General features: G+C 58.7%; 10 protein-coding genes. 4 read left to right on the forward strand and 6 right to left on the reverse strand.

Annotation, left to right across the window (positions count from 1 at the left end; genetic code table 11):
- The 3 genes from RCH15_RS09965 to RCH15_RS09975 form a co-directional block, all read left to right on the forward strand.
- On the forward strand, positions 1-291 hold a 291-nt coding region (locus RCH15_RS09965), incomplete at its 5' end, for an integrase core domain-containing protein (RefSeq protein ID WP_326960466.1).
- A 558-nt stretch (positions 292-849) separates the two neighbouring features.
- Entirely contained in the window at positions 850-1,506 is a 657-nt protein-coding gene (locus RCH15_RS09970; protein ID WP_326960467.1) for a helicase associated domain-containing protein, read from the forward strand.
- Positions 1,507-1,923: 417 nt separating this feature from the next.
- Positions 1,924-3,402, forward strand: coding sequence for a DNA cytosine methyltransferase (locus tag RCH15_RS09975; protein WP_326960468.1), 1,479 nt, complete (start codon positions 1,924-1,926; stop codon positions 3,400-3,402).
- On the opposite strand, the gene RCH15_RS09980 is transcribed toward RCH15_RS09975, so the two are convergent.
- The 6 genes from RCH15_RS09980 to RCH15_RS10005 form a co-directional block, all read right to left on the reverse strand.
- Positions 3,392-4,165, reverse strand: a complete 774-nt coding sequence (locus RCH15_RS09980) for a hypothetical protein (RefSeq protein ID WP_326960469.1) — start codon at positions 4,163-4,165, stop codon at positions 3,392-3,394. The genes RCH15_RS09975 and RCH15_RS09980 overlap by 11 nt on opposite strands.
- Positions 4,162-5,049, reverse strand: coding sequence for a hypothetical protein (locus tag RCH15_RS09985; protein ID WP_326960470.1), 888 nt, complete (start codon positions 5,047-5,049; stop codon positions 4,162-4,164). The genes RCH15_RS09980 and RCH15_RS09985 overlap by 4 nt, the downstream gene beginning before the upstream one ends.
- Positions 5,046-6,809, reverse strand: a complete 1,764-nt coding sequence (locus RCH15_RS09990) for a hypothetical protein (protein ID WP_326960471.1) — start codon at positions 6,807-6,809, stop codon at positions 5,046-5,048. Before RCH15_RS09990 ends, RCH15_RS09985 begins: the two co-directional genes overlap by 4 nt.
- A gap of 74 nt (positions 6,810-6,883) precedes the next feature.
- Positions 6,884-7,879, reverse strand: a complete 996-nt coding sequence (locus RCH15_RS09995; RefSeq protein WP_326960472.1) for a PD-(D/E)XK motif protein — start codon at positions 7,877-7,879, stop codon at positions 6,884-6,886.
- Positions 7,876-10,635, reverse strand: coding sequence for a Z1 domain-containing protein (locus RCH15_RS10000; RefSeq protein WP_326960473.1), 2,760 nt, complete (start codon positions 10,633-10,635; stop codon positions 7,876-7,878). Before RCH15_RS10000 ends, RCH15_RS09995 begins: the two co-directional genes overlap by 4 nt.
- A 195-nt stretch (positions 10,636-10,830) precedes the next feature.
- Complete coding sequence (locus RCH15_RS10005) at positions 10,831-11,787, reverse strand: HNH endonuclease (RefSeq protein WP_326960474.1); 957 nt, start codon at positions 11,785-11,787, stop codon at positions 10,831-10,833.
- 511 nt (positions 11,788-12,298) lie between these two features.
- On the opposite strand from RCH15_RS10005, the gene RCH15_RS10010 reads away from it, so the two are divergent.
- A complete protein-coding gene (locus RCH15_RS10010) occupies positions 12,299-13,393 on the forward strand; it encodes a substrate-binding domain-containing protein (protein ID WP_326960475.1) in 1,095 nt (364 codons plus the stop codon).
- The last annotated feature ends 21 nt before the right edge of the window (positions 13,394-13,414 follow it).

A 13,414-nucleotide genomic window follows, 5' to 3' on the forward strand; every position in this document is an offset into this window, starting at 1 on the left:
ATGTTTCCCGAACGCTTCGCTTCCCTTGGCGATGCCAGGGCCTTTATCAGCGAGTTTGTGGATTGGTACAACCATCACCACCAGCATTCCGGAATCGGCTTCCACACGCCCGCGAACGTCCACTACAGGCTCGCCGCCGGCATCGCCAAGGAACGCTCCGCAACCCTCGCCACAGCGAGGGTAAAACACCCCAACCGCTTCACCAAAACCACCGACCCCAAAATCCTGGCTCTGCCCGGGCCCTCATGGATCAACCAACCCAAGGAAAACACCGAACAGTCAGCCGCCTAACTCCCGTTGGTACCGTTCAGCTTGAAAAATTCCGCCTCGTTGGAAATGACACTTCTTCGTATCTTGTATCGGTCATATTTTTACCCCCATTAGTAATTGACTGTCCCGAGTGACTATACCGGCGGGGTGGCAGTGAGCCCATGCAAAATAGTTCCGACGCCGAAAAATGTGATTAGGGCATTCGCTTGTTTTTGGATGGGGCCTCGGTACCACGACGAAGCCAATTAGCTGCTCTGCAGACGGGCGAAGTGCGTTTCGATCAATCGTACGGCGATAATCGATCGACATCAGTAGAGTCCGACGGTGACACAGCCAGGTAAAGACCAGTTGTCCTTCGTACTTCGCGAATAGCGCCGAAGGCCCGGCGCCTACCTCATGGCCTAGAACTTCGACAGCGGGCGATTCCAGCCAAGAAACGTCATGCCACGAAGCTTTATTGATTGGGCGCAGACCTAGTCAAAGGTAGGGCCGTCCAGAACAAAAGACTCCCACCATTAGTCGTCAGCCAGGGATTCTGTGATCCCAAGACGGGAGGGCCGTGGCAAGATGGGGTCCATTATGGACAGGCTGTTGCGGCGCGCTCCTGACGCGGAATGGGTGTTAATGTACCGGCTCGGACTGAGCCGTAAACGCATCGCTGCCCTTGTGCGCGTCCCGCCCGCTGCCATCGGCTACCATCTGGCCATCGCCCGCCGCCAGAATCCGGGACTCGAGGCCGAACACCAGGCTGCCGCCGGCGCCGTGCCCGTTCCTCACCCTTCTCCCACGGACCTTGCCCGTATGGAAGAGGTCATCACTTGGCTCTCGGCCGAAGGCCGGCTCCCAGACGGCCGTTCCGGCGACCGGAACGAAAGGTCCATTGCCCGGTGGTTGGCAGTGCGGCGGCGCGAAGCATCCGAAGGCACCTTGGACGCTACCTACCGCCATAGCCTTGCCCAAGTGCCGGTGTGGGCCGAAAATCGCAGGAAAACTGCAGACGAAACGCGATGGCACGACCGCCTCGCCCAGCTTGTGAGCTTCCGGCAGGAAGGCTACGACTGGCCACGCCACCACGACTATGACTCAGAGCGCGAGCACACCCTTGGGGTGTGGATTCACACGCAGCGGTACAAACGGCGCCGCGGCGAACTCGATTCCATCAAGGTAAAGCTCCTGGACGACGCAACTCCCGGATGGTACAAGGGCAGAACCCGGGGCCGCGCTCCCCGGAGGTAAGGGCCGGGACTCTGCCAGGTCCTTGGCCGACCGTGTCCAGGCATATCCAAGGGTCAACCTCACTGGGCAGCCACTTGCTCATTCGCCTAATGCCGTCGCGAGCGCGCTGGAGCCACCTCCAAGGATCCCCCTAGATGCCCCAGCGGGCACATCAATAAAGATCGGGTCCAGCCAAGAACCCAGCTGCCGTTCAGATTCGGGCGAACTGCTCCTCAACGCCGCTGATGACCAAGCATGGAATCGGCAAGAGCACCGCTGAAGCCACCACCGCCGTTGGACATGCAAAGATATGTGTTCTCTCAGGCGACAACCCGGGCCTTGCGTTGGATGCGAGGGACTAGGACCACACGCAAGCTGCACCTAAATGTCCCTGCGACCTGGTAACTTTGAAAGTCAGCATCACCAGAGGAGACGCACTTGATACCCGTAGTCGATGTATTTGCCGGACCCGGCGGCCTGAACGAGGGTTTCTCGTCTGTACGCGACCGCGAGGGGCGTAGCGCCTTTCGGACGGTGGCTTCCATTGAGATGGAGAAGTCGGCCGTCCAGACGCTCAGATTCAGAAGCGCGGTGCGCGCATTGCGCCGCGGTGGTGCTGCATCCAACGAAGCCGTGCAAGATTTTCTCGCTGGTGACCTTTCGGTTGAAGCTCTGCATGTCGATGCAGACTTCCAAGTAGCCTATAAAGAAGCCGTGGAAGAAGTACACGAGTTCGTCCTGTCTGAAGAGAGCAGGGCTGAGTCTGACGCCATCATTCGAAAGGCCTTGGGCGCCGACGCGGATCGGTGGGTCCTCATCGGCGGACCGCCGTGCCAGGCCTACTCGTTAGCCGGCCGGTCAAGACGGACAAACGACTCGTCATTTCAGGACGACCACAAGCACTTCTTATACCGCGAATATCTCCACATCATCAGAACGCACCGGCCCACGGTCTTCGTGATGGAAAATGTCAAGGGGCTGTTGTCTTCGGTCAATAGAGGCCAGAACATGTTCGATTTGATACGGACAGATCTGCAGCAGCCCTCCGACGGAGTTCAATACGATGTGTTCTCCATGGTTGTGGACCATGAGGGTGACGCTCTAGACGCCGGTGATTTCCTCATACGGTCCGAAGACTACGGCGTGCCTCAGAAGCGCCACCGGCTGATAATCGTGGGCGTGAGTAGGGACAGTGGGCTCGAGCGCCCCTTGGTCCTCGAGCCATCTGGCCCAGTTACGGTGGCAGATGCCATTGGCAACCTCCCGGCACTGCGATCCAGAATTTCACGCTTCAAAGCTGACGACACCGAAGCTTGGTATGACGTTCGTCGTACCGTCAAGAAGTACGTTCCAAGCGCACAGATCGATAGCCGCGGCATGAATTCACTTCCCTACGCTTCGAGGGACCAGCCGAAAGCCCTCGATAGTCTGATGACAGAAAGTGCTCGGCGCTATCACGAATTCATCCGATCGGAAGCGTCCGCCGCCCTCCCCACGTGGAACCACGAAGCCCGGGGCCACATGATCCCGGATCTCCTCCGTTACGGAGCCCTTAGCGCACTGGCGGAACAGCGCTTGAACAGCCCGAAAGTGCGGGAACTTCCTCGCAGTCTCTGGCCACTTCATGCGAACATCGAGGCTGACATCGTCCCCTTCGAAGATAGGTTCCGGGTTCAGGTGGCCGGTTCGCCGTCATCCACCGTGGTCTCCCACATCGCAAAGGATGGCCACTACTTCATCCATCCCGACGCCGCACAAATGCGCAGTCTCACCGTCCGGGAAGCCGCGCGCTTGCAAACTTTTCCAGACGACTACATTTTCTTGGGAAACCGAACGCAGCAGTTCACACAAGTGGGTAATGCAGTCCCACCGCTCTTGGCCAGCCAAATCGGGAAGCGAATAGCAGCTATATTTTAGTCTCCGCGGCCTTCATAGCTTGTTCGCTTTCAAGGAAGACGTCCTCGACCAGATCAGCTATCTGATCTTCCGACATGAGGAAGGCGCTGACGACCACAAGTCGACGCGTGAACCTCTTCATGGCATCACGCAGGAGCATCATTCGCTTACCAGTGGAAAATGTTGACAGATGTCTGTTCGCTATGGCCCGCGCCAATGGCGCATACCCACAGATCAGAGGACGTTCTGTTAGCTGAACCGACTCGTCTTCCTTAAGACGCACCGCAATGTCGGGGCCGAGCAGAAACGCTCTCCACCAGAGTCGCCCAAAAATTGTGCGCGTCATGGCAAAGAGCCTTGCTTCCGTAACTTCCCAACGAGCGCCATCGCCAGATCTGTGACCGTATCGCCAAATGGCAACATCCGGCAGGAGACGGATGTTGATGAAGTTCCACACATCCACACTCGCGGCATCAGCCGGTAAAATATTCATCCGCTCGTAAAGGATCCTAGAGACTGCCTGGTCGAATTCAGTTTTCTGCCTAGCCTGATCCATGTCTGGGAAACCGTGTAGCCGTGCTTCTGCAATTACCGCGGCGCGCAGTTCCGCTAGATCCCCGTCAGTGCATCGTGCTGTAGCTACAGGATAGAACTCGGCCCCCGCAGTTGTGATTGAGGATGTCAGGTGACCAATTTCCTCAAAGGATTGGACCCGCAGATCGTTCCAAATGGCGGCTGCCTGAGCCAGCGGTAGCCTCGGAAAGCATACTGGCGTTGCGTTCAACTTCCACTCCCATTTACGACGCCCTGAAGATCAGCTTCAACTCTGCCGGGATCGTCGCCGTACTTGCTGCGAACTTCCTTCAGGGACGATCCCACCAGTTTTACGACACCCAGCAGCAATGCTCCGAGCGACCCTTCAGGATAATTGCGCGACTCGTCCAAGTCCGCGTGACTTAGCGCCTCACGCAGTAGTTGGCGAATAAAGTCCATTTTCAAGACCTGCATCCACAAGTCTCCCGCCTCAGAGTCGACGTGATCGATAAGCGGCTGTAGCTGAGGGTTGTCGGTGTTGAGCCACATCCACAGCGAGGCTCCTGCCGGATCATGAAGGTCCAGAGACAACACTCGGAGCCACCAGAGCGAGGATTTCGGGTTCGTGATGCCGTGATCTGTGAAGGAGACAGGAAGGATGGGCAACTGGCCGCCGTCGCCCTCAAGGACAATCTTGGAGGCCGCGCGGTAAACAGTGTGACCGACCTGGGACGGAGCGAAGTCGCCGGGCGGGTTTTTCGATGGCGAGAGGACGCCCATTTCGAGTTCGAGTGTGAGAGCACCGCCCAATGTAGAAGCAGGTACGGTTATGGCGACCTCCTGGGCCCCGCTTGTGACCGGGAGGGGCACGCTGGTCGTGATTACGGGGGACGAAGTCGAGCGAGCGATTAGGACCCACGCGAGCACAAGGTCGTCCGGAACCTGCAATGCTTGCCGCAGGTCCGCGAGATTCAACGTCATGTTGCAGGAGACATCGAGATCAGAAAAGTAGTTCCAGTCCGGGAGGATGCCTCCCGTCAGGTTGGCAATCTGTCCGTTGACCGAATACTCCCATTCGGGCGGTTCGATGGTCCCGTCCTCAACAACGAGATGGCCCAGACTGATCCTTCTCATTCCCTAACCAACTCCAAGGCCACAGTCGAGGACACGGCCGTATTTTTCGGCTGGGTGAATATGGCCAGGTAATCGTGTTCGGACGGAACATCCACCTTGATCGACTGCGTGCGCACGATCTCACCGTCCACCTGCCATCCAACGAATTGGGGTCCATCTTCGCCCAGAGGAGCGTCCACTTCGATGGCACCAGTTAGTGTCACCACGTGGCCGCGAACGCTGAGCTCAAAGGACTCGCCCACTTTCCCACCAGTAACGGCGTAAGGGAAGCCAACATGGGGCGATCCATCCATGATCATGAGGCGGGGTGGCGCCGCCAGCTTCGCAGACGCACGACGCCCCCCTGCCTTAGCCGGTCCACCTCCACCCGGCACCTTTTCAGGTTGCGAGTTCGCCCCATGCCCACTGATGCCGCCGATCAGGCCTCCTAGCGCCGTGGCGATCCGTGTCGCGCCAGCCGCTTGCTGAGCTACCGTAGCGGGACCTGACGAACCGTGCATCCGCTTAAAGGTTCCTTCGATCCTGCTCAGCGCGATGCGAACGAAATTAAAGCTCCCACGAGTTATCGCATCCTTGACGATCCAGTCGTCATGAGTAACAGGCTCGGAAGACGCGAAGTCCTCATCAACGCCCTCGTCGGCCAAAAAGACCGAGTAGACGGAGTAGTCGTCGGCCGGAGCAGTGACATCCATGTACTTGACGATTATCCTGGGAGCCCGCATGAGAGCCACAGAGTTCTCCAAGCTTCGATCGTCGGAAATGTGGTTGATCGCCTGTCGCATTGCCAAGATTCCGAGACGACGAATGGGCCTCTGAGACATTATTGTTTCGAGCTTTGTCTGAGAAGTGATGGGGGTCTTCTTCGTCGCCGCGAATCGCTCGCTGTCCGCGTAGGCCTGTGCAAAGTGCCTAACGAGCGGTTCCTTCAGGGGGTCGATGTTCGGCAACTCCACACCGTCCAGGCCGAAGACAAAACGAACGTTCGGCCCGTCGCCAGTGTCCACGGCATGTGGCCAAGCCCATTTAACGGCAGCCGCCCGGATGGCCAAAATTCGATCCGACAAAAGGACGTCTTCTCCTTCGCCTTGGAAATGCTGTGGGGCCAGCACCATGATGCTTGTGCCGGTCTGATCGCTGTCGGGCACCGGCATGCCTACCGATTGGGCTATCAGCCGAGCCGTATCCCCCGTCACGGGATCTACAATTCCGTCAGAAGAAATCGCCCCCCACCAATTTCGACCTGTGAACTTGAAACCCTCATGGACGTAGCCCCCATCGCCACCGGAGACGCCAATCAAGCGGTTCTCGATAGTTTGCCCAACGACCGCCTGCGAGTAGACCAGGCATACGCCCACGCTGCTGGCCTGATACAGCACGCCCTTGCCATAGCCGTAGGTGCCGCCTCTAAGACCTTTGCCATCATCTCGACCGAAGTTGCGAACAAAATCGGCGAAATCCGCGCGTTCGCCCTCCGCAGGTTCGATGTTGGCGCGGACGGGGCCTCCCAGGCCCGTCGTTCCGTAGTCGGAGATTGTTAGTACGCGCAGACGTCCGCTGCTCGCTTTCTGAGGGATTTGCCGAGAGGCGCCGTGGGGCGGAAGCTCACAGAACAAGTCGTGAATAAGAACCCCGGTTTGCTCTTCAGAGAGCAGGGTGTCTGCGACGTGAAACTCGATGTGGCCGCCTTGCCGTGCATCCCAGCTGTTCTGCAGTGATTCCCGCAGCAGCACGCTCCAAAGGTCCAGGCTTGTCTTGCCCATGGCCTTCTGAATGGACTTGGCATCTCCGCTACCCGTGGGCTCCCACGGGTGTCGGAACAGTCGGAACGTCCCGTTCACAGAGACATAGCCTCCTTCAGTTCTTCCAGTGGAATGTCGACAGCAGCTAACGGACCCAGATCGACGGAGTACTGGAGCGCGGAGATCCCGTCGAGCATTCCGGGCATGGGCATGGTTTCGCGCGTTATGCGAGGAAAGTCGCTGCCCACGGCCAGGGTCTTGCTGGAAAGGGCTAGGAAACGATGCGCAGCGTAGTGACCGGAATCCGATTCGAAATAGCCGACTTTCTCCAGCAGCCTCAGCATGTCTAGGCGATCGATACCGGAATCGTATAGGCGTTCAAGAACAGTTGGGATGGAATCGCCTTGAGGCGTGCGCTCGATCTGATAGGCGGCAACGTATAGCGGCAGACCGTCCGTGGCCTCGAGTTGGCGCGCCCCGTGGAAGCCAACGATCATGTTGTTGTTGCTCATGGTGGTCTTCACCTCGAAGGAAGCGTTTTCGAACTCAAAGTCGTGCCTGTTTCCCTGCGGGCCAGTCCATGATCGCAGCGCCCAGGGACCATGGTGAAATGCGAGCTGTTCCAGGAAAAGCAGCTCTCCATAAAGACCGGAAAGTTGCGATTGACCTAGAAGGCGCGGCTTGTCATCCCGTAGCAGCTCCTTCCAACGGTCGACCGTTTGCCTCGTGAGCCGATCCGCCTTGCCGGGGTCCGCCGCCACTGCGTCCATAATGTCGTCGGCCAGCAGGCTGAACTGTGATCGAACCCGTTCCGCAAGGCACTGCAGTGCCAAGAACGCTTGCTGCTTGCCTGCGACAGTGATGGTCCGGTAACCGAAAGTGACGAGTTTGTTCTGCCAGTCGATGCTGTTTTCCGGTTGGGAGGCGACGGGGACAAGCAGGGTCGGATGTCCGTTGCCATCTATGGCATGAACGACCGGCCCATGTTCTGTCAGAACGTCCGTGTTCCTGACGGTCAGCTTGTGCGGAGCAGGCACTTGACCCTGAAGGAATGAAAAAATGGAATTGGAGGATTCCTTAGCGTCCATCATTTTGCGGCAGCCTCTTCTTGTATCGCGTGCTTTTCGTCGAGGTCGTCAGCCGCAGCGAGTTCAGCCTCCACATCTTCAACTTCGTCAGGGTCTACCCGCGCGCTGTAGTAATCGACAGTGTCGGACAGGTCACGCGCCTCGGGGAACATCAGTGATATGCCTATCAAGTGATTCGCCGCTTTCAGCGGGACACGTTCGGACTTCGGTTTCGTGGGATCGCTATGGTCCGCGACACTTATCACCTCCGAGCCAGACTCTTCAGTGATGTCCGAGTCTTTGTTGATGGCATAGATCGCCAAGAGGCCGACCTTGTCTAGTCCCCGCTTTCTCCTGAGGTCTCGCAAATGGTAGTCACGGACTTGAGCTTCACTAGACAGTCCGTGGGAGTCGACGATGGATTTCTTGATGTAGTCAAGATCAGCGAACCGATCCCAACGCGATGAGATGGCTTTGAGATTCGCCACGCCACTCTTACTGCTGGCGACCATCTTGCGGCGCTTCAGAAGCTTCAACGGCTCGTCAAGGCCCAGACTCAGGTCGGATACAGGCGCATTCTGGCGCTCAACGAATACAACATTCCAAGAGTCCAAGGCTCCTTTATCCGCTTGGGTGCGAATATATTCGCGGACTGTATCGGTCTGAATAGTCCGCGCATCTTCGTGAACCTTGTAATCCGTCAAGAAGTCGAGAATCAGGTCATTCGATATGCCAGAAAACCCGCGCATACTCTTACTCGGCAATTCATCTTCTGTGTGCCCTGAGGCACGGGCTGCTGCAACGAGCGCGGCGGTGGCCTCAATGTTTGTGTCGAGCCAACTCTTGTCTTCATCGTTGAAGAGGATGGTCTGGACCTTCGTGCCCGAGTAGCTCACGTTAACTTTGATCGCACTGCGCATCTTTGCCGCTGCGGTAATCGTCATCTGAGGATGGGACCTAATCCGCACAGGCAACTGAGATGGTTTCATTCCTTCTTTGGCGTAAGTATCAATCTCTTCTCGAATCTCGGCCTCGACCGTTGCGAGCGCGACGAACCATTCGCGAAGCTCGGTTGTCATCCAGACGCGAACCAGGTCCTCATAGCCCTTTCGGTAACCGAACCACCGGCCCATCTGGAGCAAAGTGTCATAGGCGGATGCGGCTCGAACAAAGTAGCTGGAAATCAACCCTTCGAGAGTCAGACCCCGCGAGAGCGTATTACCCCCCACCACAATTACAGTCTCAGCCTGGTCTTTGGTGTACTTCAATCGCTCGCCAGACAAGTAATTGTCCATGAGCACCCGTGTGGAATCGAGTGTCTTGGGGAGTTCAGCCATGACCTCAGCGACGGAAACCGGCGCGTTGTTGAATGCGTTGGCGCCTACATGCTGCGTCTCCGAAACCCACAATTCCGAGAGCTCCCCTAGGACCGTGGGGTCCTGCGAGGCAACGCTCTTACGCAGGGCTAACAGCTCCGCCTCGACAGCTGTCTTCGTGGCTTGGTGGGCGACAGCCCGCATTGAGGTGTGCACAAGCATCGAGGAGTGACGAATCTCATTCGAACGGAGTCTGCGCGCCGTAGTGGCGAGGGCAAACCAGAGGACTGCCCGCCGGAGAGAGGGCGGTACCGACGCAGTCCATTGTTCAAGTTTGTCCTTGTTCGTCGGCGGTTTGACGATGGCGGCATCTTCAATAGGGACTTCACGAACGACGTCGAGACCATCATCCGGGTCTACTCCTTCTTCGGCTTCCAGCGTGCCGAAGATTCGCTCAGGACCAAAGTAGGCATCGGACCGTGGCAACGTGACGACGAAATTTCGGGGGTAGAGACCCGATTCGTCGAGTGGATCGATCAACAGGTTGGCAAACGGGGTAGCGGTGTAGGCGATGTAAGCGGATTTTGGATGGGACAGCAGCTCTTGAATGAGCTTATTAATTGTCGATTGGCGACTGCCCCCGACGTCGATTGAGGCCTGATCTGCTTCATCATCGATGATAAGAATCGGGCAGTTGGCCAGGGTCGTTGCGGATGCCTTCTTGATCCAAGCGTTTAGCCGCCGCAGCCTGGCCGGATTTTTCTTGACGATGGCGAGAAGTCTCAGATCGTCCTGACTGAACAGCGCCTCTGACGGCGTAATTTCGGAGAAATCTTGCTCCTGAGTAGTCAGAAGGTGCACTCTTGTCTGGCACGGGTCAACGAGATAGTCGTACAGCCGTTCTTGCGTCTGTTGCCGGAGGTTGTCTGTGATTCCGGATAAAACGATGATCAGTCGATAGCCCACGTCAGCGGCCTTCGCGATGACGGAAATGAAGTTGGTCGTCTTGCCACTTTGCACATATCCCAGCACGAGACCACGAGTATCGATGGTCTCCTCGCCTGGCCGCTCCCCCAGATCGATTACGCGGGATGAAGACCTGTCAACGTCCGCGAAAGCCTCTGGCAACTCAGACTTCAATCGATTGCGAAGTGGTGGCCAAAAGAAGTCCCCTTCCTTAGGTCCCCCATACCAGCCTCCCTCACCCCCACCGTGCAGGACGTCGGTGCCATCTACGTCGTCCCATTCTTGGATGATTTTGCGTCGTCGTTCGTATTCCGCCCGGCCTGCATTCAACAGCGAGTCCTCGACCTTGAAGAAGCCATTGGAGAGGGCTGAGACAGCCGCAGCTATGCTCTTGCCGCCTCGGACCAATCCCTCCAAGTGGTCTGCCACTTCCCGCACGGCAGTTTGGTGCTCGTTCAGCTCTCCATCCAGAGCCTCAACATTTGTGGCAGACACCATCGGCCATCCCCCTTGAAATTCTCAAGCCGCCTCATGACGGTCTAGTCAGTAATCCGATATTACATAGCCGGCAGGCCCATCCTGGCCACGCCTTCCGGGTCCCTCGCGCCCGAAATATCATCACGGCTCGGGCACCATCCGTGCGAGGCGTCAATACCTTGCAAGCCGGGGTGCCCGGGCTGCATGGTCAAAGAGCTACGCGATGGCGGCCATTGATTCCCTATGCTCCCGCCAGTGCTCTCGTATCCAGTCGACTTGTACGTCTCTTACTTTGCCGCGCAGAGAGAGCCCCGCCAGTACGCTGTATGTCGGGTAGTTAGCCAGCGTAGGGCTAACGTCCACGGTAAGGGCTTTCGGGTGAACGGCAAGAAGCCCCAGATCGAAAAGCCGGTGCAGGTCCCGTCGCATGAGGAAGCCGCCGTGTTCGTGGTGTACTCCTAGCTCGGCAAAACTGTATAAGTGCGCCGCCTCCAGCGCCGCCGGGGGACATTGACCGGTGAAGATGCAGACGGGGCCGTTGGCATCGAGTAGCGACTTCCGGAATCCAGACTGCCCGAGCCGCACCCGCACGTGCGCCGTCCGGTGACCGCCGGCTGCCATATTGCTAGCAGCTTCGACAACCGTCAGGAGCTCGGGTCCGCCGGCCGCGGTTGCCGCAGCCTTGAACGCTTCCCACACCAGCGGCCGCAAGCTCAGCTGCGACTTCGGACTCTTGCAGACGCTCCTCAGGATGTCACCGGGGATCAACCCACCCAAATCTACATACGCCTCGCTGTGATGCGAGGTGTACTCCGTGACTTCAATGGTTTTTGCGGCAGGGGTCTCGAAGTTAGTCTGGCACGCGAAGCACTTGTATCGGGGCTCTTTATTCTTCCGGGCCTTGATGTGAGCCTTCCCGCAGGACGGGCAACTGTAGATCGTCTTCACCGCAGTCTCACGGTCGATTGAGGCAATGACAGACATGCCTAGGCTAGATTTCTTGTCCCACAAAACGATATGTTGGCCAGCTTCGAGCCTTGCATGATTAGGAACGGTGCTGTCCCACCTGTAATGACTTTCCGGTTCGTCGCGGTAGCCGTCGTTGCTCCCGAATGCTCGGTTCTCCCCGACGGCCAGCACTAGCCATGCAGGTCGGTGGTCAGCTGAAATCATGGCATCACTATTGCATAGCAGATAGCCCGGACGGCGGACGTCCGCCGTCTTGGCTCGAGTCGCCGAGTTCGAGTGCGGGGGACGCACTTCAACATGCACCACCCACTTGAGGGGCAGTCCCGAGCCTTTCGGCGCAGGGGCGTGGACATGGCGACGCACGCGTGGGTGCTGCGGGACCGCCCGTCAGTTCCTTGGCGAGAAGGTTGCCGCAGAACTGCGGTAAGTCAGGGTTGGCAGTGAAACCGATCCGTATGAAACGTAGGCCGTGGACCGACCCAGATGAATCAGGCTCCACGCCCTCTCGACGCTCGCGCCCAGCCCGACTTCCACATCAGCGGTCCGCTGACTGAATGCCCGAACACAAGAGGACGTAAACGTCTGAGGTCCTACGAGCTACATCAATCACCTCAGTTCTTCTGACGTAGCTCGTCCCGGAAGTCTCTAGCCGCTATCCGCGTAGAAGCATTTACTTGGAGACCTGTCGTCGAAGATTGAGTGCAACGGCAAGTTCGTGCGCTCCAAGCGTGCGTCGACTACGACGTCCTTTGCACCGCGCCAGTTCAGACTGGCGCGCCCAGTCATAGGGCTGAGGGTAACCGGGGCCGCCACGGCATATCCGATTCTGGCAGACCATGAGCGAGCGTCCTGCGGTGTTGAGATCCGTGACAGCGGTCTCTCCCGGGAACGGGTCGAGACCGCGGTCAAGAGCCTTTCCTACGAAACGGACTACCTCGCCCGCGGCCTGAAGACCCGGCAGACCTCCGTGATCGGGCTGCTCGCTCCCATGGTCTCAGACGCCCTCGCCTCCCAGGTGATGCAGGGCGTCGAGGAAGAGGCCCAGGAGCGCAGCTACGCCGTGATGCTGGGCCGCACCGGCGCCAAGTCCGCCTACATCGCCGGCTACCTCCGCACGCTGCGCACCTACCGGGACGCCGGCGTCATCCTCATCTCCGCGGTGATCACCCCGGAGACCCGGCAGCTGCTGGGGCCCAACGTGCCCATCATCTCCGTCGCCATCAGCGACAAGTCCGGCTCCCCCAGCGTGGCCATCGACGACGAGCAGGCAGCCTACGACGCGACCCGTCACCTGCTGAAGCTCGGCCACCGCCGCATCGGCCTCCTCACCGGGGACCCGGCGTCGGTCTTCGTGGCCCAGCCCCGGAAGCGCGGCTACCTCCGCGCCATGGCCGAGGCCAAATGCACCCCCGTCACCGCCACCGGCACCTTCTTCTACGAAAGCGGCGCCCCCGGCGTCGACGAACTGCTCCAGCAGGACCCCGGGCTCACCGCCATCTTCGCCGTCAGTGACGAGATGGGTGCCGCCGTCGTCAATGAACTGCAGCGCCGCGGGCTCCGGGTGCCGGAGGACGTCTCCGTCCTGGGCTTCGACAACACCTCCACCTCCCGGCACGTGAACCCGCCGCTGAGCACCATGGCGCAGCCGTTCGAGGAGATGGGACGGATGGCGGTCAAAAAGCTGCTCCGCTCCCGCGACCTGGGGCCGAAGATCATGCCGCACCGGCTGGTGGAGCGCGGCTCCACCGGGCCGCCCACTTCGACACCGACGAACCCGGTCCCGCCCGGCACCCAAGTCCTAGTCAGCTAACCCACCGAAACCACCCATCAC

This window comes from Arthrobacter sp. MP_M4, from assembly GCF_035984855.1.
In the GTDB taxonomy this organism is placed as follows: domain Bacteria; phylum Actinomycetota; class Actinomycetes; order Actinomycetales; family Micrococcaceae; genus Arthrobacter.